This window comes from Alkalihalobacillus sp. TS-13 (genome assembly GCF_019720915.1).
Lineage (GTDB): Bacteria > Bacillota > Bacilli > Bacillales > Fictibacillaceae > Pseudalkalibacillus.
This window is the reverse complement of sequence record NZ_JAHKSI010000008.1, coordinates 49600-72744: the sequence shown is the minus strand read 5'-3', so window position 1 is coordinate 72744 and position 23145 is coordinate 49600. Positions and strand designations below refer to the sequence as shown.

Here is a 23145-nt window from a genome sequence, read left to right as displayed (position 1 = left end):
TCATCAATCCTTCAGACCTTCTTCAATCGGGATTGTCGCATCTGCGTCAAAAGTAAATTCAAGACGACCTATGAAAGGTATTGAAACGGTAGGAACATTGGCGACTACAGTGACGGTAACGTCTTCGTCCCCTTTATCTGTGTTTACACTCTGAAGGACCAAATTGCCCGCAGATCGTTCAGCCACTTTTTCAGCGTCTCCATCAACTGCTGCCGCCCGTGCTCCATCCCGAGCTGCTGCTTCTGTTACGACCACCGTATACGCCACAAGGGCCATCTGCCAGATGATCATCATCGCTAGAATAACCATAGGGAACACAGCGACGAACTCGATCAGCTGCGACCCCCGTTCATTTTTGACCAGTTTCCGGAATCTGTTCATCATCCATCACGCCGGTTACAGGCGGCCAATCAGTTCTGAAATCTTTTCAACGATGGCATTTGCGATACTGCTTCCATTTCCATCGACTGCTGTTGCCACTGCCGCCATCACGGCAAGGACGACGAGACCAAGCGCCACCCATTCGAGGGCTTGTGCACCGCGTTCGTTATTAACGTATTTATTGACTACAGCTGTCATGTTCTCAACCATTTTTTTCATCTTCATCATGATAAAATCTCTCCTTTTGATTTTTTTGATTTTATATCAACCCTTTATTTAAAGGCTCTGTTAATGAAAGGGAGTGAATTTCGGGTAAATCAACATCTCGATTTATAAACCCCTATTTAAAGAAGGTATCCAAACCAAATGCTTCTGGGTTATAAATGACGTTCAACGCCAGCAATCCGATGATAAGGAAAAACACTGCCGGAGCTACGAAAAACGTCGTTACAAGCGTTATTTGCGGGCTGGCTTTCGCTGCTTTTTCTTTTGCCTTGAACCCCCGCATAGCCCGTAGATCATCTGCCTGGATCTTGAAGGTCTGAGAAACCGGAACCCCAAGAGAAGAACCTTGCAATAACGAAGTGACCAGCATTTCCAGCTCTTTGGACGAATTGCGGTTGATCAGGTTTTCATATGCCGTACGTCTTGGAACCCCGAGCTCAATTTCCCGATTGAATCGGTCGATTTCTTCGCTCAATGGGCCTCCCAGCTGCTTGGTCACTTGCTTCAATGCGCCGTCAAGACTGACACCAGCCTGTAGTGTTACACTGACCGTATCTAGAAAATCAGGCATCATCGAACTGATTTGTTCCTGACGATCACGCGCTTTCATCCACAACCATAGGTTCGGACCGAAAAATCCCGCTAATGGGAATAATACGATAGTCATTAGTCCGAATGGCAGCCCGAGAAAGACATAGAGAATGGAAAACACCAACGCTCCAAGTCCAAGTACGAATCGCAAGCCATAAAAGCTTTCAAGTCTGAGTCCCAGCGGATTCCCAGCTCTGACTAACAATTGTTCGTCTTTTTCCTTATCTGAAAAAAACGGGTATTTGATGCCGGTAGGTCCGGCGTACTCTGCCGCTTTTACAATTGGACCGGCCATTCTTTCTCTCAATTTTTTCCGTTTTCGCTGTTTGATTTCCGATACCTGCAAATGCGACATCAATCGCTGCTTTTTGCCTACATAAAGATAGACGAATACAAATCCGATCAATAATAAGAGTAAGATCAGACTAAACAATAACACTGTATAAACACTGAATTGTGGGCTCATTTTACTACACCCTTATCCTGGTAATCCGTTTAATGATGACAAATGCGATACTGATCATGCCTGCAAATACGGCAAGTAGGATCAATCCGAATGTCGTGAAGATGACATTCAAGAAACCTTTGATGAAGAGGTTCATCATGACTGCCATCAACAATGGCATGATGACAAGGATATAAGCGATCGACTTGGATTCTGCCGTAACTGTTTGGATTTCCTTATAAACACGGGCTCTTTCTTCGAGCGTCGTCGCCATCAAATCCAAAACCTCCGCCAAATTCCCGCCGACCCTGCGTTGGATCAGGATTGTACTGACAAAAATATTGATTTCATTACTCGAAACCCGTTCCCGGAAACGGTTCATCACTTCATCAAGACCGTCTCCCAAACGAAGTTGTTGGTCCATCTTCTTGAATTCAGGTCCGGATGGTGCTTTGATTTCATTTCCGACCATCTCAATTCCCTGTGGTATCGTCTGTCCTGCTTTCACTGCATTGGACATCATCCTGCATATTTCCGGAAGCTGCTTGTTGAAGCTCTCGTTCCGTTTATTCTGCCTGGAGCTCAAATATAATTTGGATGCGAGCCAGGCGATAAGGTACGAAAGCAGGAATCCCATGAACAGAATCAATCCAAGTATGAAATAACTGAAAAACCAGAGAACAGCGATCACCAATATATAGAGGCCCATGTATTCAGATGGTTGCAGCGGGATATTGGCCTGGATCAACTTCTTCTTCAAGTCCCGTGCAAGTTCCGAATTATCGAATTTGTCTCCAATTAGAAGGACGAAGCTTTTCCGTTTCAGCTGACCCGAGTCCTCGAACCACTCTTCCGCTCTTTTCGAGGTTTTCTGGACAGTGGCTACTCTTTTGAAATAATAGATTGCAAGAACAAATGAGATAAATGCGCCGCTTAAGAGTATCCATGCCCCCGTCATGCGAGTACACCTTCTGAAAACATCGATTCCGGGACTTCAATGCCAAAGGCTTTGAATCTTTCAAAGGCTTTCGGTACATACCCGGTAGATTCAAAATGTCCTTTAACGCTACCGTCTGACTGCACGCCGGTCCTTACAAATCGGAAAATATCTTTGATGACGATCTCACCGTTTTCCTCAAAGATCTCAGCAATGCTGACGATTTTCCTTTTTCCATCAGTCTGTCTTGACGTTTGGACGATCAGATCCAACGCTCCAACAAAATAACCTCGGATGACATCGACTGTCAGTGGTAAACCTGACATGATCACCATCGCCTCAAGCCTTCCCAATGCATCTTTTGGAGAGTTCGCATGAACGGTCGTCAACGATCCTTCGTGCCCTGTGTTCATTGCTTGAAGCATATCGATTGCTTCCGAGCTCCTCACCTCTCCGACAATGATACGATCCGGTCTCATCCTGAGGGCGTTTTTGACAAGCTGACGGATGGTGACTTCCCCTTTTCCTTCCATATTTTCAGGTCGCGCTTCCATCCTGACGAGGTTGTCGTACGTAAATCGTAGTTCAGCCATATCCTCAATCGTGACGATCCGTTCTCCACGGGGAATCGAGTCTGACAAAACGTTGAGCAGTGTCGTCTTCCCGCTTCCGGTCCCACCTGAGACAAGCATGTTCAGTTTCGACTGGACCGCAGCCTTCAGGAATGCCGCCATCCGGTCTGTGAATGAACCGAATTCCATCAAATCTTCCATTGTAAAAGGGGTTTTGTTGAATTTACGGATCGAAATTGAAGGACCATCCAATGTTATCGGCGGGATGACCGCATTCACACGGCTTCCATCGAGCAATCGGGCATCGACCATTGGCGAACTCTCATCGATACGCCGTCCTAAAGGGGCAATGATGCGATCGATGATATGCCGGATATGCTGATTATCTTTGAAACGGATGTCAGCGGGTTCAAGTTTGCCGCCACGTTCGATATAAACCTCTCGCGGGCCATTTACCATGATTTCTGTGATCGAGTCATCCTGCAGTAAGGCTTCCAACGGACCGTAACCTACTGATTCATTGATGATCTGGTTGATGATCTGATCCATTTCGCTTTGTGGAATGATGACCTTCTCTTCTTCAATCATCTGTTTTACCAATCGCTCGATCGTCTGCTTACGTTCCTGGGCAGGTAATGTCGTGATCGATTCAAGATTCGCTTCCTTGATCAGTCTGCTTTTATAATGACGGACCCAGGATTCTTGCTGTTCCGTTTCCACATCCCATCCATTTTCCTGCTTTGCATTCAATGGCGTTGTGTTTACTGCTTTTTGTAACCAGGACATCTCTTCACCACCTTTTTAAAGCAAAACTTTATCTACAAACAGACGGATGTCTCTTGCTGGTTTGAATTGACCTTTGTCTTTTTCCTTCTTATAAAAGCTCTCCCCCATATTCAAGAGTGGCTGCAATGAAAAGTAGTCAGATCGGATTGAAGCGTCCACTTCTTTTCCAATCAATTTCGCAATGTCTTTCTCGCCTAATTCACTCTTCGGATGCGCACGGTTCAACAGGATGGAAAGGTTACCCCTTGTTCCAAGCTGAAAACGCTCGAACAGCTCCATAGCATACTTAAAGCAGCGTAAAGATAGGCTGTCAGGATTCAGCACATAATGAATCTGTGTTGCTTCATTCAAGCCGGTGAAACTGACTGTATTGATACTTGTCGGCAAATCTAAAATCACATGATCAAAATGTGCTCTGCACGTCCGGATGACTTTCGTGATCAATTCCTCTGTGATGTCTTCCGCTTTTGCTGGGTTACTTGGTCCTAGAAGTATGTAATTGCCAGTCTTTTCATCGCGTGTTGCCACATTTTCGATATGGTTGAGAGACAACTCTTTCAAAACTGGCTGAAGGTCGATATAGGAACGGTTCGTCTTTACACCATAGATCGTCTCCAGACCTCCGAATTGTGCGCTGAGGTCAATCAGGATGACCCGTTTTTCCTTATGGATTTGCAGGGATTGGGCTGTCATCGCTGCTAACAGCGTCTTGCCGCTTCCACCTTTTGCACTGTAAAAGGCTTCAACTTGCCCGCCTCCACTCGATGCTTCCCCGAAGCTTTCCTGCTGTATTTTCACTTTTTCTTTTGAAGACTGGATGATTTCATTCAGGCGGGATTGTTCTTCTGGGTAAACGACGACGTCGTAAGCCCCGGCTTTCATCCACTCCCTACCTTCATCAAAAGAACGTTCCGAAGTGATGCCGATCAAAAAGCTTGATACAGGCAAAGTAAATCCTTCTGCCTGATTCAATGCTTCGCGATCTATGAAGTAGAAAGTATATTTATTCAGGTTTGAAAACGAGCGTTTCCATTGTTCATCCACTTCAGAATCAATTCCATGAGCCTCCAGGATATCGATCAGAGATTGTTTTATCGTTAGATTGGTTGTTATAATCAAGGCTTTCAATTGGCTCATCGAACATCGTCTCCTTATTGCTCATCTTTTTTATCTTCTGATTTTTCTTCGGGCTTTTTATCTTTAGGTTTATCCTTTGCTGCTTCATTCGTTTCATTCTGTTCCTCAGGTGGCTTCGTTTCTTTCTGCTCAGGCTCTGGGGTTGTTTGTTCAGGTGTTTCCTGAGTTGCGCTGTTGTCTTTCATCACCTGGTTGACTCTAAGGATCCGGATTTGTTTAGCCGAATTCTGGGCATGGATCAACCGTTCAGCCTCGTTCACTGGGAGTGAGACCTTGATAGCAGATGGCCCCTCACTTTTACTTTCCATCTGGACCACTTTGATGTTTTGCAGCAAACGTTGGGTGACGACGCCTTTTTCTTTATTTTCCGTGACAGAAATGATATCCACTAGATCTCCTTCGGCAACACCCTGATCGACAATCACGATCTCACTGGGGTTAAGCCAGACTATCCGGTGGTCGGCAGGGATATCAATCTTTTTCCTGACTACATTTTTTGTGACAAGGTCTCCTTCTTTCAAATTGACGACCGTAATGGAATCATCAATATCATCCGATTGTTGGATAAACGACTCGACCTGTGCGTTTTTCGGCATTTCAACCCACGTAATGTCACTATTCTCAAGGGAGGTATAAGATTGGATTTCTTTATCTGCTGCGGCTACTTTCACTGTTTCTCCAAGTGAATCCTGAGCCATTTGGATCTGGTTGATGATAAAACCAGCTGCTGCAACTGCTAATATGAATGCAATCGTCAAAAAAATGAACGCTTTTCGTTTGGCATCGATCATTGCTTCGTCACTCCATCAATTCAAGGTAGGTTGAGTTACTATATGTACAAAAGGTACGTTGACAGGTAAATTGTCATCTTCTAATTTGTGTTGTTTCACATGATCATCGATTGGCAGATCACCTGAGAACCCCTTATGAACAAGCCATGATTTGAACCCGGAGTTCTCCCTGGGTAAGATGTTCACGATCAATTCTTCCACCGTACCGGATTTTTTGATTTTCGCCTTCCCATTTTCTGAAACAAGCAGTTTGTATGGTTTTGATTTCTTCTTTTTATGAATAGATTTTATACTTTTTTTATAATAAACTTTGGGGTCAGTCGTAATGACCCATTCTTGGATCGTATTGCTTTCTTGTTCAATAAAATTGATGATTGAGTCTGATGATTCATGACTATATCGAGTTACTTTATCGAGCAGCATATAGAGGGTTGCACGATTATGAAAGATGGGATAGCTGCTTAGTGACTGTTGTGGATACAGCCAGTTCTGCAACCTGCGGATCACATTGCTATCGGTGTAAAATGGATCGTAAAAATAAATGATTTCTGAAGCATCGGATAAATTCTTAAAAAAATGGATTTGGTCCAGCTGGTTGAATGCGGTGATATCTAATGATTTTGAAAAAGTTTTGGACTGATGATCCTGGATGACTTCTTTTATCGGTTTGAGGCCATTTTTCGTATTCACCGGTTTGATGACTATACCCTCTGTTTGAAAGTCACCTAATGTTTCATCGATTACAAGTTTCATAGAAGACGTCCTCCAAAAATCGACTGTTTATGAATCTGAAATTACAAAAATTGTTCATATCATAAGGAAAAACTACCAAACAATGCCATACCCGTCAAAATTGTTTTTATTGTAAAAATGTAAATATATGTATATTAATTGATCCCTATGAACTAACCTCTTGAATTCAAGGTATTTTCCCTTGTCATATCGGGGTAAAAAGGGCCTTAGACCATTATTTTTGGTAAATTTAACCTCTCGCTGGATTACGTATCTAATTCCTTTAGTACATACCTATCTAAACCTAAATTTGTTATATTTCGAGATTTTTTATATTTCATTTTTGTTACAAGTGTTTTCTTTTATCGACTTTTACTAGGGCTAAAATCACGTTCTTTCAGGCATAAGGAAAATACTCGGTGAAACATGTGGAAGAACTTCAGAGGACAATTCTGGGCACCTTCCTATATAAACTCTTCATGCTTAGGATAATTTGTTCACTTTTCAACATTATCTGTTCACTTACGGAAATATTCTGTTCGCTTTGAGCAATAATCTGCTCACTATAAAGAAAACTAGGCAAAGCCAAGCCTTAGCGCAGGCTGAGCCTTAGTTGCCCTTATATTGAAGAAAGTCTTTATACTTTCTTTAAATGAAATGAAAAAAGGATGACCTGAAGTATCCCAGGCCATCCCCTGATTCTTTTTTATGGCTGTTTTCGCATAGATTGTTGTTTTGAGTTTGGAAATATACTCGCTTTCCGCGGGCAAACGAAAAGCGGAAGCGACCCGTTTAATCACGTAGGTCACTGGAAAACTGACGAGGAGGCTATCGCCGCCGCAGGAAGTTTGAAGTGATCCAAGTGACTGGTCGCTGAGCTAGACATCACTTCCATGCATAAGCCCTGAATCTGCAAGCCTCCTCAGCTCGTTTCTCGCTTGCGGGGTCTAGCTTAGCTTGCTGTCCCACAGGAGTCTCGTATATTTCCACTGCCATAAGCTTTCCTTTACAACGTTCCATTAATAACAAACTTTTAGAAAACAGTCTTTTACAATGCCATCTACGTCAGAAACGCGAAATACAAGATAAAGATGAAAAACATGAAATACATGATCGGGTGGACTTCTTTCGCTTTCCCTTTAACGAGCATTGTGATCGGATAAAGGATGAACCCAAGCGCAATTCCTGTCGCGATGCTGTATGTCAATGGCATGGCGATGATTGTCAAAAAGGCTGGAGCTGCTATTTCGAAACGATGCCATTCGATTTTTCCAAGTACAGCTACCATCAAGACACCGACGATGATCAGTACGGGTGCCGTTACAGAAGGTGTAACAACGCCAAGCAATGGTGAAAATAACAGTGCTAATAAGAAGAAGCCTGCTGTGACGACTGAGCTGAACCCAGTACGTCCTCCGGCTGCAACCCCTGATGAAGATTCGATGTAAGCCGTAGTAGTGGATGTTCCAAGGACCGCTCCGATTACTGTTGCGGATGAGTCAGCCATAAGTGCACGTCCCGCTCTCGGAAGCTTGTTATCCTTCATCAGACCAGCCTGGGAAGCAACGGCCATAAGCGTTCCAGCAGTGTCAAAAAAGTCGACGAACAAGAAAGTCAATACGACGACAAGCATATCGATGGTCGTAATCTGGTTCAAATGTTTAACCGCTTCACCAAAAGTCGGTTCTAAACTCGGAACCGCTCCGACAATACCTGAAGGCAGTGGAATCTGTTGAAAAATAAGGCCGACAATTGCAGTGAGGACCATTCCGTAAAAGATTCCGCCTTTGATTCCTCGTACCATGAAAATGACGATTGTGATCAGTCCGAAGATAGCAAGTAACGTATCCCCACTGGACAAATCCCCAAGCTGTACGAGTGTCGAATCGTTATTCTCTACAATTCCCGCGTTTTGTAATCCAATAAAAGCGATGAACAACCCGATCCCGCTTGCCGCAGCAAACTTCAACTCTTGAGGAATAGCATTGATGATGGTTTCTCTGATTTTTAAAACAGTGATGACAATGAAGACAAGCCCGGATACAAGGACCCCAGCAAGGGCAGTCTGCCACGGAATCCCCATGACCATGACGACTGAATAGGTGAAAAAGGCATTCAATCCCATTCCCGGTGCCAGCGCAATCGGGTAGTTCGCCAATAATCCCATCACAAGGGTACCGATTGCTGCTGCAAGAGCCGTCGCTACGAAGACAGCCCCTTTGTCCATCCCTGCATCCCCTAGAATCGCAGGGTTGACGAATAAAATATAAGCCATAGATAAGAACGTAGTAAGACCAGCGATGAACTCTTTTCTATATGTTGTTCCATACTCCTTAAATCCAAAAAAACGATCCATTCCCCAAACACTCCTTTTCCTCATCCTCTGTACTTCCCCGGTGCCTGGCACCAAAAAAGAAGTCAATGGTACCAAGGGTTCTCAGACGGTGCCAGGCACACTTTCAAAACCCTTACGTACCAAGGCCCCACGAACGGTGCCTGGCACTGACAAAAAATCAAAAAAAGCTTCAGGCATGATACCTGAAGCTTTGACAAACAAGGGAATAGAACAGACCAAATCAATCAAGGTTGTCCCGAATGAACCATCCCTCGTAGTCAAGCTATTTACGGTGCCTGGTAGAAACTTTCGGGCCATATCCCCGACATTATACGATGATGTTATTACTCTTTATTTTTCATTAGTGTAATGCGATTGACGAAAAATGTCAACAGAAAAACCGAACATTCATTATCTTGGTGATTGCTATTGTTCGCTTTCTTCCGCGTTCACACATCCACGGTCTATTTTAAACATAAATCCGTTGATTTCGTTTATTCCCATTCGATTGTAGATGGCGGCTTAGAGGTGACGTCATAGACAATACGATTCACATGATCGACTTCGTTGACGATCCGATTTGAAATACGTTCAAGGACTTCCCATGGGATACGCGCCCAATCGGAAGTCATCCCGTCAATGGAAGTAACTGCACGAATGCCGACTGTATAGTCATAGGTCCTCATATCACCCATGACACCGACACTTCTCATGTTCGGAAGTGCAGTGAAGTATTGCCAGATTTCACGGTCCAATCCTGCATTCTTGATTTCTTCTCTTAAAATTGCATCCGAATCACGCACGATCTTCAGCTTTTCTTCCGTTACCTCTCCAAGGACACGAATTCCAAGTCCCGGTCCAGGGAACGGCTGACGCCAGACGATATCATCCGGTAGTCCTAATTCGGTACCGACTTTACGAACTTCATCCTTGAATAGAGCATTCAACGGCTCGATCAATTGGAACTTCATATCTTCTGGCAAACCGCCGACATTATGGTGTGATTTGATCGTTTGGGCTGTATCTGTACCGCTCTCGATGATATCGGTATACAACGTTCCTTGCGCAAGATAATCGATTCCTTCAAGCTTGGAGGCTTCTTCATCGAACACATAGATGAATTCGTTCCCGATGATTTTCCGTTTCTGTTCTGGGTCAGTTACACCCTTCAATTTTCCTAAGAAACGATCCTTTGCATCAATTTTGATGAGGTTCATATTGAACGATTCACCGAATGTTTTCATGACGCTGTCTGCTTCCCCTTTACGCAGCAATCCATGGTCGACGAACATACAGACAAGCTGGTCACCGATAGCCTTATGGATGAGTGCTGCGACAACAGAAGAATCGACTCCACCACTGAGGGCGCAAAGGACTTTCTTATCCCCGACGATTTCCCTGACCTTCTCGATTTCATCCTCGATGAAGTTCTCCATCGACCAGAGTGCTTCACACTTACAGATGTTCATGACAAAGTTCTTTAACAATTCAATCCCGGATTCACTGTGTCTTACTTCAGGATGGAATTGAACGCCATACAGGTTACGTGATGGATCGCTCATGCCAGCTACGGGACATGAAGGACTTGTGACATCCGTCTGGAACCCTTCTGGAGGAGCTACAACCAAATCACCATGGCTCATCCATACTGTTTGTTCTTCAGGCAGGTCCTTGTACAGGTCGTTGTAATTTCGCAAAGCAACCGTCGCTTTTCCGTATTCACGATGGTTCGCTTTTTCAACCTTCCCCCCGAAGTGATGCGTCATCAATTGCATCCCATAGCAAATGCCCAGAATCGGAATGCCCAACTCGAAAATTCGCTCATCACATTTTGGAGAGTCAGGCGTATAGGCGCTGTTCGGCCCTCCTGAGAAAATGATCCCTGTCGGATTCAGTTCCTTGATCTTTTCTGCAGTGATTTTGTGTGAATGGAGCTCACTATAAACCCCAAGGTCACGGATACGTCTTGTAATCAATTGATTGTACTGGCCGCCAAAGTCCAGTACGATAATCGTTTCTTCAGTTGAATTCATGTCAGCCACCTCTCTAACGGATCTATTATTTAGTTTGTCTACTATCCCGAATCGTACTACCCTTCATTCTGATCCATTTATTATTGCATCGACTTTTCTTAAGAGAAATTCATGACACTCCTGCGGGAATAGCGAGCCAAGCGAGACCCCGCAGCGAGGAACTCGTGAGGAGGCTTGCGGATCGCCCGCGGAAAGGGAGTGAATTTCGCGAAAGCAACACTTGAGAATAACAAAAGAAAAAGAACCCAGACCAATGAAGGCAGGGTTCTGGTTGACATGCACAAACAGGCCTGCCTCCATAGTCAGATCATTTAAGGTGATCTGGTAGAAACATTCGGACCATATCCCCGAACATATATGAAGGGAGTAGAGTTATCCGTATAAAATATGGATATATTCTAACAGTCGCCTATGGCGCGGTCAAGGTTGTATCTTTTTAATTAAATTTTCCCACAATTCCTTCGAGTCAGACCAATCCACTTGATTTGGGTCGTTGCTATAACGGGTATGCTCGTATTTCTTCGTCAAGATCCTCATATCTCCCGTATCAAGGTAACGGTCGACTTCCAATGCATACTCACGCAAGGTTTGCTGCGGACGCTTCTTGATCCCGTATTGCTCAAGCAACCAAAGCAGTCGATGGTAAGCATCATTAAATACACGCTCATCCCCATCCTTCCGTTTTCTGTACCGCCACAGGAAGTATTTATGCAGCCAATTTTTACGGGTCATGAATCCAACTATACCTGAAATTACCAACAGCGTCACAAGCGTCAACGAAGTCCATTTCAACCATGTGAGGACTTTGTCGAGATTGATTGGGAACTGAAAACCAGAGGATCCAGAAGAGTCTTCCTCGTTTCGAGCCTGTTCTTCCTGTTGATCATTTTCTTCAGGCGAATCCACTTCTGTATTGTCTTCCTCATAATCACTCACAAAGTTAGGCAAGTCCAAAAATCCTTGTGTCGGTTCAAATGGAACCCAGCCGACCCCTTCAAAATAGACTTCCACCCAGGAGTGAGCGTTTGAATTCGTGACTTGGTACATACGACGTCCATCTTCGAGTGTCTGTTCATAGTCCCCACGGGTGAATCCCTTGACCCAGCGTGTCGGAATCCCAATCGTCCGCAGCATGACAGCCATGGAAGACGAGAAGTTATCACAATAGCCAAGCTTCGATTCGAACAAGAATTGGGCGACATAATCATCATTACGGCCTGGAACTGCTACATCTGTCGTGTTATATGAAAATCCATTAGCTGAAAAATACCCCTCCACAGCTTTTGCCTTGCCGTAAGGATCCTCTTCATCTGCGGTGATTTCTTCCGTGAGCTCTTGGATTTCTTCCGGGAGATCCTCGGGAAGCTGAAGATAGCGTTCCGTTATTTCAGCTGGATAATCGGTACTGCTGTTCTTCAGCATTTCTTCAGAAAACTCCGGTACCTTATAATTGATTGTATATTCCTCTAGTCCGGATTCCCCCGCTTGTTCGAATGTCATCAATTTATTGGTTATCGTATTCATCTGGTAATCCCGGTTCTCTTCGCTTTCAACAGACTGAAGTTCGCCAGGATAAACAATGAATGGATACGGGTTATTCCTTAAAACTTCAACCTTTGCTGTCAAATTTTCTGAACGTACATTGTTATCGTAGGTGACAGCGTGAACGGAATCGAGTGACACATCATTCGGTTGAACGGTTTCACTCGGAGGATCTGCAGGCTCAGTATCCCAGCCCAATCCTGTATAAACTTCTTTCGATTCCACTCGCCAGTAGTGCAGTTCCTCGATCGTCGTCATGAATACCGGGTTGTCATCATACACGAATGGGCCACCCAGCCGGCTGTCGTTCGTTCCATAGCCGATCTTTTGGATCCCTCCGCCATTACCTGGTCCATCCCCTTCTTCTGTCTGGTTTCCGACAGCAGTAATAAATGGTACTGGATCTGGCCATTGTGGTGCAGCTTTTGGAGCGAGATAACCAAGGACAGAAGAAAATGCAATCAATATCGCCAACGGCACGATCCACATAAGCGGAAACTGATGTTGGTGGACTCTGAATCCCTTCAATTCAATGATCCGTATGAACCTAAGGATTCCTAAGAGTACGAAACCGATGATCACTGTCCGCACGATTGCAATTGAAGCATCATACATTGTGAATGTATCAACTACAGTTACATATAGAACCGTTATGATGAAAAACAGAAATATTCTGCGCGCCTGCATCAGCCAGTAATGCATCAAATAGCTGATCAGCCATAACAAGACCAGGAACAAAAACGTTCTGCTGATGCTGGTCATACCTTCCCAATCACGTGAAAACGCGTTTTTTAGGCTCCCTGCAAGATCGTTCAACAGATAGCTCACCCATTGGAAATCGAAAAAAGAGATTGGAAAATAGATTGAGTGCAAGGCATAGGCTAGCGCCAAAAGCTTGATCGGGAATGCCACCCAAATGGATAGTTCAAAGTATGAGAGTGTAAAAAGAAAGGCTGAAAACAAGACGAAAATTGACAGGTAATCCGTATTTGTAAATGTCGACAATGGACGCAGCCATTCCCAAAACAACAGAAATCCAAGCATATATAAGAGGAATGAACCCACCGAAAACTTTTGCTCATTCTCATACTGTGGCATTTTTAACACCTGCCTTCACGATTTCACTAAAGTCGTCATGATTCACTGGATAAACGGTGATCTCGCGTGCGCGTAGCCTGGCCAAAAGATGTTTTTCTTCATCCGACAGGATTTTCTGCTTCGCAATATAAAAGAAAATCGTCTGTATTTTATTCGCAGCCATTCGCTCAATCGTATGCACGAATGTATCTGATAGATCCGGACTGATGATAAGGACCGAAACACCCTTCGACATCTCATGAACTTCCCTTTTCAAAACATTTGAGAGCGGTGTTTTCGTATCAGGCTGTATTCTGGCAAGATGGTACATGAGCTTGGCTTCGAAGTTTTGACCTGATTGAAATGACATGTTCGTATGCTCTTTCGAAACGCTGTGGAATTCGACGGATGTCCCTTTACTGATCGAATACTTCAATATCGAAGCAGCGAGAGAGACTGCCCTTTCAAACGACTGCTGCCCATTCCGTTGATAGCTTGGATGGCTTCCATCAAGGAAAATGACGAAATCATCATTCCGCTGCGTTTCAAATACCTTCGTCACCAGCTTGTTCGACCGTGCTGTCGCTTTCCAGTGCAGCCAGCTCAGCTTATCCCCTGGTGTATAATCCCGTATGCTCACAGCAGAAGTGAAATCTTGCTGGGCTTGCTTTCCAGCACGTTTCATTCCAGAAGGATGGGTTTCGAATATATTCCAACCTGCCAAAGAATGTGTCTTCGGATAAACTTGTATTGTTTTCTTCAATGGAATTTGTACCGATTTTGAAATGAAACCAAACAAGTCCCCTGATTCCAATGTCACCGATTTGAACTTATGGATGCCACGCGGAACAGGCTTCACGAGGTAAGTGAAGGTGATCCTTCTTTTAAAGAGTGGGAATAACAGGGCTTTTGCTCCCGATTGGTAGCTGTATCCCTGATCATCCGCGTGTGGAGTCATCAGTCTTGGCAATTCGTCTTTCACCACTAAAAAGAACAACGGAATCGGTAAACCGCTGGTAATAGTGATGGTTACCTCCATCTTTTCTCCAGCAATGAAATTCAATTTATTGATCTGCCGTTCTACAGAAAGCCTCGATAGACGGAATGTCAATATGAAGACGGTATATAATACAAGCGGTAGTACGGAATAGAACAGAAACCAGCTAACGAATCCCCCTTGGAACATCGCATAGGAAAATGAACTCCCTAACAACAGAACGATCCCTATGATCCCGAAAATTGTGCGGTATTTAGCCAGTCGTTTTTGTATCATGCTTTCTCTTTCCTAATCACCGGGACTGGCGTACGCTCCAAAATCTCTTCGACGATCTTTTCTGGTGTGTACCCATCAAAACGTGCTTCCGGCTTTAAAATGATCCTGTGGCAAAGCACGTGTGGTGCCAAGTATTTCACATCGTCTGGTACGACATAGTCTCTGTTCAACAATAGAGCATAAGCTTGTGCAGTCTTCATGAGCGCTAATGAACCACGAGGACTCACACCAAGATGGATTCCGCTGTGTTTTCTCGTCCGGATGACCATGTCGATGATGTATTGTTTTACTGTTTCCTCAACATAGACAGCCTTCACCTGTTGTTGCAATTCAAGCAAATCATCGAGCTGGAGGATAGGCTTCAGCTCATCGATCGGATGCACCCTCTCATTTCTTGTTAAAACCTGAAGTTCTTCGTTCGCAGATGGATAGCCCATATTGATTTTAAGAAGGAAACGGTCCAGCTGCGCTTCAGGCAACGGATATGTACCTTCATATTCAATCGGATTCTGTGTAGCCATGACAAAGAATGGTTTCGGTAAATGATGGGTAAAACCATCAACAGTGATGCTCTGTTCCTCCATCGCCTCTAAAAGTGCCGATTGTGTCTTCGGTGACGTCCGATTGATCTCGTCGGCGAGCACAATGTTCCCCATAAGCGGTCCTGGACGGAATTCGAATTCCATAGTCTTTTGGTTATAAATGGATACACCGGTCAAATCCGATGGTAAAAGATCGGGTGTGAACTGGATCCGATTGAATTTCGCTCCAACCGATTGAGCGATAGAACGGACCATCATTGTTTTCCCGACACCAGGCACATCTTCAAGTAAAATGTGTCCCCCGGTCAATAATGAAATGATACTTAATTCGGTCGCTTTTCTCTTTCCGACCATTACTTTCTCTACGTTTTCCACGATTTGTTCTAATCGCGGATGATATGACTCATACCTGATGTTGTTTGCTGCCATTGAATATAATCCCCCTCTAGCAATCTACCTGCCTTGATTCCTGTAAAACTTATCCGAAACCTGACGAAACTCACATCGAATCATGTCAGGTTGAATCTCAATGATTTGTCCCATTAAATTGAACGATCCCTTAACGTGCAAAAGTCTCATCTATTATAATTTCGGAATGGATAGACAAAATCCTTGTTTATTTGTAAATTTCCCTCATATTGTAACAAATTGGCATGCTGATGGATACGATTGTATGGAGAATTACACAATGTGAAAATTTGAGGGGGAGTTGTCGGTGTGGTTCTTAGAATCCGGCGGTTTTAGCTCTGATTCCGACCAGTTTAGCAAGTATTCCGGCCGTCCCGAGTCATAATCCGGCCGATTCAGCTATTAATCCGGCGATTTTCAGCATTATTTCGGCCAAAGTTTACATTTTATAGAACCGAGACATCCTTGTACCTAAAACAAAAAAATCCCTATACTCCACTTTCGGAGTATAGGGTCCCAAATCATTCGGTTACTTTACGGTCGTCTCTTCTTCTAAGTCCTAATAGTCCCAGAAGACCAGCTAGGCCGATCCATTCCCAGTTTCGATCTCTTGGAGCGGCAGTTTCACGGATTCCAACACGATCATCAGCATCGCGAATGCCAACTCTGTCACCGTCCTTTTCGGTACGGATACCTGTACCGATTCGCTCCCTGTCGTTGTCTTCATTCATAATCCGGTTATCATCATCCATATTAGCTAACGCTGGTGCCCCAAGAGATGTAAGAACAAGCGTCGCTGTAAAAAATACTGCAATCAACTTTTTAGTCATTTTAAAAATCCTCCTATTTCCGCAATTTCTAATGCAGTCATAGATTAACCAAAAAGTTGATCATTATGCAGATAATTTTTTTATTCCTTGCTGGTTCTAATGAGCATTCCAATCCATCATCCATACTATTGAATGTGACGATATCATTATTGAAGATAGCATTATATTTGTATCTCGACATACAGGAATAGTCTCCACTTGTAGGTAAGCTTCTCAAAAAATGAAGTTTAGTGATGATAAGAAAAGATAATACAAGTATGGAGGTGATTTACAAATGATTAATTTCCTTGTAGGCGTGACGATACTCTTTATCGTAATTAATCTTTATTATTTTTTCACAAATAAAACCTACCGGAAAAGTCATTTCAGCACAGCTCTATTTCTTAAATTATTTTTCGTATTATGCGGGGTTTTGATTGGGTTCGGAATTCTGTACTATCTCTTATCTTTAAAAGGGATGATCCTCGTAGACAATCTCACTGATCGAAAACCAATTGAACCGACCATCTGGAACATGCTCTACTTTAGCGGAGTGACAATGTTATCTGTTGGTTATGGAGATATGCTTCCAGTAGGGATAACCCGTTTTTTTGCGCTTATCCAATCAGGCATAGGCATTCTTCTTCCAACCGCCTACTTTATGAAAACGTTCGATTCTTCAGAAACATCACAGGAACAATAAGGCATCACATCATAGCGTCACCATTTTTGATTTGTAACGTGAACTTAAGGAAAGAGTTTGAACGATTAATTTATGTCGATTTACCCTCGGAATTTGTTGATATTTCTCGGGAAATTTGTTGATATTTGAAAAATAGTGAAGTAGCAGATTTAGATTCTTTGCATATCGCCATGCGATACGAATAAAAAACAGTTTTACGATTGTGGATCTGAGCCAAATTATTATGTATCGCCACCACTATCTTTATTTCAGATTACTTTATTACAAGTGAGATTGCTTGTATCACCTGGCGATATACATGCACGCATCATAGAAACAAGGTTCATTGATAAAGCTTTCGATATACGTAGCCATATCGTCTGACGATATAAAACAAAAAGAACCGACCAAACGTTTTGACCAGCTCACCATGGATGTATTCTGTTTTCCCAGCTTAAACTGTTTCATTGCTTAAAGCAGTGGTTTTTCATTTACATATCGCTCGCCGATATCTCAAATGATATACAATTTCTTTTAACGGGTACTTCAAGCTATTTATTTCTGAATAAAGAGAAAAGCCCATTTCTTTTCCCTTTGGGTTTTTGTTGAATCGCTTCTTCTAATCGTTTGTTGAAATCATTCTGTAAACGCCATTCCTTAATCTGTTCTTGTCTCATATTTCGTAGTTCCTGTTGTAATTCTTCACTTCTTTGCTTTTCTTGTTCAAGTAATGTTTCATAATGCGTTTTTTCTTGCTCCATCAATGTTTCGTAATGACTCTTTTGTTGTTTGGTCAAATTTTCAATTTTGACATTCGTTTTTTGTGCTGAATTTCCGATATTTGAACTTATAGCATGATGATCATGCTGGAGTCGGGAAACCGTTGTTTTAAGCTGCGCCATATCGCTTGTCAATTGTGCATTCATTTCACGTGTCGCTGCGAGTTCATTGACGACATACTTCAAGACTTCTTTTAATTGATTAGGGTCGTACGGTACATTTTCATATGTATCGGTTAGCGCTATGTCTGTTTCATTGGAGCTAAGTAACTTTTCTTTCTGTTGAGCCACAAGCTCTTTAGCTGTATCGTCCAGGGGCATGTCCGTATCGCGTAACGCTACAAGCGCTCCGATGTCAGATTGGACAAAGATACGCCGATCCCCATCTTTCAAAAACTCGTATCCGTTCCGTTCTAAGATTTGCCCATACTTACGGACAGTCGGCGTGGCAATTCCCACTTCTTCTGCTACTTCCTTGGTAGAGAATGCTCGTTCATTCGGTTGTATATCGCGTCGCATATCGGACCTCCTTTTCTTTTAAATATGAAGGTTTTCGACATTAATTGCAAGTCATATCGGCAAGCGATACACAATTGTAATACATAAAAAAAGACTACCTCCTTATCTGTAGGAAGTAGTCTTTTTGGGTGAAAAATAGCTTAACTATTTTTCAGGTGATGGGGCAGATTACATCATGCAGCCCCTTCTTTTAGCTTAATTACACAAAGTCGCGATCTATTTCTTCCTTCCAGGTTTTAGAAAAAACTTGCTTGCTTCCTTCATGAGCGATCATCTTATTGGTCAAGTAAAATCTTGTTTCGTCAGAGGTCATTTCACAAAAAGCTTCCAGCTTCGTTTGCCAATCCTCTCTTCCAACACACAACTCCCATTCACAACGAACTGTAGCTGACAAGGGTTCCCCTTCTTTAATCGTGAAAGTATTTTTGTTTTTACTTCCATATTCTAATCCATTCTCAGGCAGACGTCGCATTCCTTCATCAGAGAAATCTTCCAATTTCCAAACGCGATCGATTGGATTGTGAATGACTTCCCTTGTCCTTTCTTCTTCTCGAATAATTTCACGATCCATAACTGTTGCTGTTTCTGGCTTTTCGAAATAGGAGGTAAATTCCTTCTCCTCCGTAAATTCCCTTACCGGCAGACTTAAGTAGGTCTCATTTGACTCATGTAATGTAAGTTGCACAGGTTCAGGCGAAGGCCATGCTTGCGGCCAATAGGTTGGAGCTATAGCCACCTCCAAACGATGCCCTTCTGGAATTTCCTGTCCTAAAGCATTTAATTTAACTGATACTTTGAACTTTTTCCCTGGTTCCAATTTCTCTGGATACTCATGAGAACGTTTATGGTTAAGATTCAGCATTCCCCAGCTGATCAGCGTCGATTCTCCCATTGGTGCTTTATCACATAACCTGACAGCCATCAATGCGTTTTCTTTATCAGAGCTCAATTCTGCGTGAAAAACAGGGTGGCCAAGCAAATCTGTAGTCTCTTGAAAAGGCTCGCTCGTAAAGACAACAGACTTTCCATTTTCTAACCGTTGATCTGATGGAAGATCTCCAGGTTGACCAAATGGACAAAAGACACCTGTATAGAATCCATGTTCTTGCACGCTAGGAATGATATACGAATTCTCAACAATTTCATACTTCTCTTTCAATTTCCCATCACTGATCCATAATTTCTTCGGTGCTACGTTTTCAGAAGGCCAGGCGTCATCCGCCACCCATTTTCCTGGTCTTTCCTTATAACTGACAGCAGGCTTCTCGCTGTTTTGAATCCATGAGATCATCTTAGGCTCTTCCATGATTCCTGTATCCTCGCCTTTCAACCACTGATCCCACCAGCGCAAGCATTCCTGTAAGAATCCAATGGCGGGTTCGGGTGTAGCTACTTCCGGATACTCATGGGCCCACGGACCAATCAAGCCTTTGCTTTCATTTGGGAGGTTCTTCAACAGTCGCAGCACGGCGTCTGTATATCCATCCTGCCATCCACTCACAGCAAAAACAGGAATTTGAATGTCATCATAATTTTCACACACTGATCCATGCTTCCAGTAATCGTCTCTTCGCTGATGGCGCATCCATTCCTCAACAAAAGGAGGAGTATTCTCCAGTCTATCTAGCCAATTTTCTCTCCAGCTTTCTCCCACGACATTCGGGTCTTGAGGACGTGCATTATAGACGAACATAGTCGAAGCCCACCACAGCATATCTGAAGCTAAGACATTGCCCCCTCGATAATGGACGTCATCAGCATAGCGGTCGTCTGTCGAACATAATGTGATGATGGCTTTTAAGGATGGATGCTGTCTTGCGGCCACTTGTAAGCTGTTAAATCCTCCCCACGATTTCCCGATCATCCCAATAGAACCGGTAGACCATGACTGAGCAGTAATCCAATCCAGCACCTCGAGCGCATCATCTTGCTCTTGTTTAAGGTATTCATCATTCAATATTCCATCAGAGTCTCCAGATCCTCGGATGTCTACCCTTATACTTGCATATCCATGTCCAGCGAAATAAGGATGACGGACAGAATCGCGGATAGCTGTAAAATCATTTTTCCGATATGGAATATATTCTAAAATCGCAGGTACAGGATTCGTTTGTGCATCTTCAGGCAACCAGATCGTGGCTGCTAAATAACTGCCATCGGACATAGGAATTTTCACGTGCTGTTCTTTTTTTACTTCTCTCGGAAAATCTGTTTTTACCGTACGTTTTTGAGAATCTTTTATGTTAAAGACCATTTCTCTCTCTCCCTTATGGTCATGAACTGAATTCATCAGGTATGACATAGTTAATTTTATCTTTATACTCTGGTGTAACAAACCTCATAATATTTTCAGATAAAAAGTAGATAGTTTGTTTGGCCGCTTCTTCTTTTGTAAAGTTGGACCTATTATTCAAATAAGTATTCATCATCCCTTTCCAAACCATCAATGTAAGGTCAGAAATCAACTCAACATCCTCTTGCTTTAGGTACTCTTCCTCTACAGCTAGTTGAATGAACAGAGCACTACGCTTAGAAAAGTTATGCTTCATAATGATCGATTTAATCTCTTGAGGCAATCCGATTAACTCACTCTCATAAATTTTGTAATAATCACCTAATAAATCTTCCGGTGAATAACCTAAATCGTCCATAAAAATAACCGAGTAGATTCGAGGTTCTTTGAAGGAATGCTTACAAAAACACTCCCAAGAATATAACCATTTCTCAATGGTGTTTGTACCTTTTTCCATATACGAAGGCAGTTCATCTATATAATCCTTTGTGAACCTCATGGCAGCAAAAAATTTCAGATGGGATAAATCTTTAAAGTAATTATAGGCAGTAGAACTAGTAAAACCAGCACGTGCCGCAATCTTTCGTATCGTTACATGATCAATCCCTTCTTCTTCAATCGTTTGAGTAGCAGCATCTAAAAAATACTTCCACATCCTGGCTCTTTGAACCCCTTTACGTCCTCCTGTCATTTATTCACTTCCTTTTTGTACGTTTTTTGTATTTACATAAATGTGCATACTTTCATCTTCCTTCAGCCATTTGACTAAAGACATGGTCATTAAAGCATACATGATCAATACTGGTACGGAAACCAGGACTGAAGAGGTTTGAACCACATCCAGACCACCTACTATGGTCAAACTAATAGCTAGTGCTGAAAGTATTATGCCCCAAAGCAAACGGTGCCAGCGAGCAGGTTCATCCTGATCGTGCAATTCTTTCGTCGCCACACTAGCGATCACGTAGCTTGCTGAATCTAGGGATGTAGCTAAGAATATGAAGCCTAAAATAACAAAGAAGATTGAAACTACAACAGATAATGGCAGCGAATTTAACACTTCCACAATTACTGCAGGTCCACCTTGTTCATTTAATATACTAGTCAGATCCAATGGAGTGTTTAATTCAAGATCCATAGCATACCCTCCGAACACTCCAAAGTATAGCCAACTACCTGCAGACCCCCATAAAAGAACATTAGAAACTAATTCCCTCATACTTCTTCCTTTTGAAATACGGGCAACGAAAATACCGATGAAAGGGGCTGTAGCTGCAAACCAAGCCCAATAGAAAACGGTCCAAGCTTGCGGAAATCCTCCTTTTCTGATTGGATCCGTATATAAGCTCATTTTCATAAAGTTATCAAGCATCAGACCAAAACTATTGGTAAAATAAGATAAGATAAATAGTGTTGGTCCTACAATAATGACAAATAAAGCAATACCTAGCGCCATATATACATTCCAATCACTCAACTTTCTAATTCCTTTGTATAATCCTAAATAAGCACTGGAACTAAAAATAAAAGTCCAAATAATGATGATGACAATATTCAGCCATAAAGAAGGCTCAATTCCCAGTAAGTTACCAAGGACAGCTGCCACCATTGGCACTCCAAGTCCTAAAGAGGTCCCCAGTCCCCCGATCATACTCCATATTACGAGAACATCTATCGCTTTCCCTAGGAAACCATCCGTATGTTTACCTAATACTCCTCGACATGCTGCACTTATTTTCAAGGAGTGATTCTTCCTTACAAAGAAACTATAGGCCATAACAACTGCTGGAAGTGCGTAAAGGGCCCAAGCAGAAATCCCCCAATGAAATAGTCCATAACTGACTGCGAATTCAGCACTCTTTGTACTTTTACCTTCTATTCCAAAAGGTGGTCCCGTGTAATAATACAAAGGTTCAACGATAGACCAAAACATGATACTAGTCCCCATACTGGCACAAAAAAGCATCCCTCCCCAGCTAAAACGAGAAAATTCTGGTTGATCCTCTGCATTACCTAATTTAATTTTTCCGTATCTCCCAAATATCAACCAAAGAAGGATAATGAAAAGTCCAATCGTCAAAAACTCAAATGCCCAGTCTAAACGGAAAGTAATCCCTGTCATAATGTTTGATACAACGGGCCCTGCCGTATCACGGAAGACCACTAATAAAACCGTTGCAACAACAATTAAAGTTATCGATGGCCAAAAAACGGAATGATCAATTTTATTTTTTTGCATTCTCTTCCCCCTACAAA

Annotated in this window: 19 protein-coding genes and 2 riboswitches; of the genes, 1 reads left to right on the top strand and 18 read right to left on the bottom strand. The window is 42.9% G+C overall.

The window, feature by feature from the left end; all coding sequences use genetic code 11:
• Nucleotides 1-3 precede the first annotated feature (3 nt).
• The 14 genes from KOL94_RS23695 to KOL94_RS23630 all read right to left on the bottom strand — a co-directional run bounded on the left by KOL94_RS23695 (nucleotide 4) and on the right by KOL94_RS23630 (nucleotide 16637).
• Entirely contained in the window at nucleotides 4-384 is a 381-nt protein-coding gene (locus KOL94_RS23695; protein ID WP_221569142.1) for a TadE/TadG family type IV pilus assembly protein, read from the bottom strand.
• A gap of 12 nt (nucleotides 385-396) precedes the next feature.
• Nucleotides 397-609: a hypothetical protein gene (locus KOL94_RS23690; protein ID WP_221569141.1), complete on the bottom strand. Its 213-nt coding sequence runs from the start codon at nucleotides 607-609 to the stop codon at nucleotides 397-399.
• A 112-nt stretch (nucleotides 610-721) separates the two neighbouring features.
• A complete protein-coding gene (locus KOL94_RS23685; RefSeq protein WP_221569140.1) occupies nucleotides 722-1663 on the bottom strand; it encodes a type II secretion system F family protein in 942 nt (313 codons plus the stop codon).
• Nucleotides 1664-1667: 4 nt separating this feature from the next.
• Nucleotides 1668-2600 carry a type II secretion system F family protein gene (locus KOL94_RS23680; RefSeq protein ID WP_221569139.1) on the bottom strand — a complete coding sequence of 311 codons (933 nt, stop codon included), beginning with the start codon at nucleotides 2598-2600 and terminating at the stop codon, nucleotides 1668-1670.
• Nucleotides 2597-3937, bottom strand: coding sequence for a TadA family conjugal transfer-associated ATPase (locus KOL94_RS23675; protein ID WP_221569138.1), 1341 nt, complete (start codon nucleotides 3935-3937; stop codon nucleotides 2597-2599). Before KOL94_RS23675 ends, KOL94_RS23680 begins: the two co-directional genes overlap by 4 nt.
• Nucleotides 3938-3952: 15 nt before the next feature.
• The gene (locus KOL94_RS23670; RefSeq protein ID WP_221569137.1) at nucleotides 3953-5074 is read right to left on the bottom strand and encodes a CpaE/TadZ family protein; all 1122 of its coding nucleotides are present in this window, start codon (nucleotides 5072-5074) and stop codon (nucleotides 3953-3955) included.
• A gap of 14 nt (nucleotides 5075-5088) precedes the next feature.
• Complete coding sequence (gene cpaB / locus KOL94_RS23665; protein WP_221569136.1) at nucleotides 5089-5865, bottom strand: Flp pilus assembly protein CpaB; 777 nt, start codon at nucleotides 5863-5865, stop codon at nucleotides 5089-5091.
• A 15-nt stretch (nucleotides 5866-5880) separates the two neighbouring features.
• A complete protein-coding gene (locus KOL94_RS23660) occupies nucleotides 5881-6618 on the bottom strand; it encodes a hypothetical protein (RefSeq protein ID WP_221569135.1) in 738 nt (245 codons plus the stop codon).
• Nucleotides 6619-7657: 1039 nt separating this feature from the next.
• Nucleotides 7658-8953: an NCS2 family permease gene (locus KOL94_RS23655; RefSeq protein ID WP_221569134.1), complete on the bottom strand. Its 1296-nt coding sequence runs from the start codon at nucleotides 8951-8953 to the stop codon at nucleotides 7658-7660.
• Nucleotides 8954-9187: 234 nt separating this feature from the next.
• Nucleotides 9188-9288, bottom strand: a riboswitch (purine riboswitch).
• Nucleotides 9289-9426: 138 nt separating this feature from the next.
• Entirely contained in the window at nucleotides 9427-10965 is a 1539-nt protein-coding gene (guaA, locus tag KOL94_RS23650) for a glutamine-hydrolyzing GMP synthase (RefSeq protein ID WP_221569133.1), read from the bottom strand.
• 279 nt (nucleotides 10966-11244) lie between these two features.
• Nucleotides 11245-11346: riboswitch (purine riboswitch) on the bottom strand.
• A 39-nt stretch (nucleotides 11347-11385) separates the two neighbouring features.
• Nucleotides 11386-13605 carry a transglutaminase domain-containing protein gene (locus KOL94_RS23645; RefSeq protein WP_221569132.1) on the bottom strand — a complete coding sequence of 740 codons (2220 nt, stop codon included), beginning with the start codon at nucleotides 13603-13605 and terminating at the stop codon, nucleotides 11386-11388.
• Nucleotides 13592-14857 carry a DUF58 domain-containing protein gene (locus KOL94_RS23640; protein WP_221569131.1) on the bottom strand — a complete coding sequence of 422 codons (1266 nt, stop codon included), beginning with the start codon at nucleotides 14855-14857 and terminating at the stop codon, nucleotides 13592-13594. The genes KOL94_RS23645 and KOL94_RS23640 overlap by 14 nt, the downstream gene beginning before the upstream one ends.
• Nucleotides 14854-15828 (bottom strand): AAA family ATPase, encoded by a 975-nt coding sequence (locus KOL94_RS23635; RefSeq protein WP_221569130.1) that lies wholly within the window; start codon nucleotides 15826-15828, stop codon nucleotides 14854-14856. The genes KOL94_RS23640 and KOL94_RS23635 overlap by 4 nt, the downstream gene beginning before the upstream one ends.
• Before the next feature lie 500 nt (nucleotides 15829-16328).
• The gene (locus KOL94_RS23630) at nucleotides 16329-16637 is read right to left on the bottom strand and encodes a WGxxGxxG family protein (RefSeq protein WP_221569129.1); all 309 of its coding nucleotides are present in this window, start codon (nucleotides 16635-16637) and stop codon (nucleotides 16329-16331) included.
• Between the two features lie 274 nt (nucleotides 16638-16911).
• On the opposite strand from KOL94_RS23630, the gene KOL94_RS23625 reads away from it, so the two are divergent.
• Entirely contained in the window at nucleotides 16912-17319 is a 408-nt protein-coding gene (locus tag KOL94_RS23625) for an ion channel (protein WP_221569128.1), read from the top strand.
• Between the two features lie 530 nt (nucleotides 17320-17849).
• Here the strand turns inward: KOL94_RS23625 and KOL94_RS23620 are convergent.
• From KOL94_RS23620 to KOL94_RS23605, 4 genes are all read right to left on the bottom strand, one after another.
• Entirely contained in the window at nucleotides 17850-18596 is a 747-nt protein-coding gene (locus KOL94_RS23620) for a hypothetical protein (RefSeq protein ID WP_221569127.1), read from the bottom strand.
• A 199-nt stretch (nucleotides 18597-18795) separates the two neighbouring features.
• Nucleotides 18796-20850 carry a CocE/NonD family hydrolase gene (locus KOL94_RS23615; protein ID WP_221569126.1) on the bottom strand — a complete coding sequence of 685 codons (2055 nt, stop codon included), beginning with the start codon at nucleotides 20848-20850 and terminating at the stop codon, nucleotides 18796-18798.
• Nucleotides 20851-20869: 19 nt separating this feature from the next.
• Nucleotides 20870-21580 (bottom strand): TetR/AcrR family transcriptional regulator, encoded by a 711-nt coding sequence (locus KOL94_RS23610; RefSeq protein ID WP_221569125.1) that lies wholly within the window; start codon nucleotides 21578-21580, stop codon nucleotides 20870-20872.
• Nucleotides 21581-23128, bottom strand: a complete 1548-nt coding sequence (locus tag KOL94_RS23605; protein ID WP_221569124.1) for a BCCT family transporter — start codon at nucleotides 23126-23128, stop codon at nucleotides 21581-21583. It lies immediately after the preceding gene.
• Between the last annotated feature and the right edge of the window lie 17 nt (nucleotides 23129-23145).

What these genes read in the sequence shown, in the direction of transcription:
- KOL94_RS23695 (WP_221569142.1), bottom strand. Translation starts at nt 384, where the DNA reads ATGATGAACAGATTCCGGAAACTGGTCAAAAATGAACGGGGGTCGCAG.
- KOL94_RS23690 (WP_221569141.1), bottom strand. Translation starts at nt 609, where the DNA reads ATGATGAAGATGAAAAAAATGGTTGAGAACATGACAGCTGTAGTCAAT.
- KOL94_RS23685 (WP_221569140.1), bottom strand. Translation starts at nt 1,663, where the DNA reads ATGAGCCCACAATTCAGTGTTTATACAGTGTTATTGTTTAGTCTGATC.
- KOL94_RS23680 (WP_221569139.1), bottom strand. Translation starts at nt 2,600, where the DNA reads ATGACGGGGGCATGGATACTCTTAAGCGGCGCATTTATCTCATTTGTT.
- KOL94_RS23675 (WP_221569138.1), bottom strand. Translation starts at nt 3,937, where the DNA reads ATGTCCTGGTTACAAAAAGCAGTAAACACAACGCCATTGAATGCAAAG.
- KOL94_RS23670 (WP_221569137.1), bottom strand. Translation starts at nt 5,074, where the DNA reads ATGAGCCAATTGAAAGCCTTGATTATAACAACCAATCTAACGATAAAA.
- cpaB (WP_221569136.1), bottom strand. Translation starts at nt 5,865, where the DNA reads ATGATCGATGCCAAACGAAAAGCGTTCATTTTTTTGACGATTGCATTC.
- KOL94_RS23660 (WP_221569135.1), bottom strand. Translation starts at nt 6,618, where the DNA reads ATGAAACTTGTAATCGATGAAACATTAGGTGACTTTCAAACAGAGGGT.
- KOL94_RS23655 (WP_221569134.1), bottom strand. Translation starts at nt 8,953, where the DNA reads ATGGATCGTTTTTTTGGATTTAAGGAGTATGGAACAACATATAGAAAA.
- guaA (WP_221569133.1), bottom strand. Translation starts at nt 10,965, where the DNA reads ATGAATTCAACTGAAGAAACGATTATCGTACTGGACTTTGGCGGCCAG.
- KOL94_RS23645 (WP_221569132.1), bottom strand. Translation starts at nt 13,605, where the DNA reads ATGCCACAGTATGAGAATGAGCAAAAGTTTTCGGTGGGTTCATTCCTC.
- KOL94_RS23640 (WP_221569131.1), bottom strand. Translation starts at nt 14,857, where the DNA reads ATGATACAAAAACGACTGGCTAAATACCGCACAATTTTCGGGATCATA.
- KOL94_RS23635 (WP_221569130.1), bottom strand. Translation starts at nt 15,828, where the DNA reads ATGGCAGCAAACAACATCAGGTATGAGTCATATCATCCGCGATTAGAA.
- KOL94_RS23630 (WP_221569129.1), bottom strand. Translation starts at nt 16,637, where the DNA reads ATGACTAAAAAGTTGATTGCAGTATTTTTTACAGCGACGCTTGTTCTT.
- KOL94_RS23625 (WP_221569128.1), top strand. Translation starts at nt 16,912, where the DNA reads ATGATTAATTTCCTTGTAGGCGTGACGATACTCTTTATCGTAATTAAT.
- KOL94_RS23620 (WP_221569127.1), bottom strand. Translation starts at nt 18,596, where the DNA reads ATGCGACGCGATATACAACCGAATGAACGAGCATTCTCTACCAAGGAA.
- KOL94_RS23615 (WP_221569126.1), bottom strand. Translation starts at nt 20,850, where the DNA reads ATGGTCTTTAACATAAAAGATTCTCAAAAACGTACGGTAAAAACAGAT.
- KOL94_RS23610 (WP_221569125.1), bottom strand. Translation starts at nt 21,580, where the DNA reads ATGACAGGAGGACGTAAAGGGGTTCAAAGAGCCAGGATGTGGAAGTAT.
- KOL94_RS23605 (WP_221569124.1), bottom strand. Translation starts at nt 23,128, where the DNA reads ATGCAAAAAAATAAAATTGATCATTCCGTTTTTTGGCCATCGATAACT.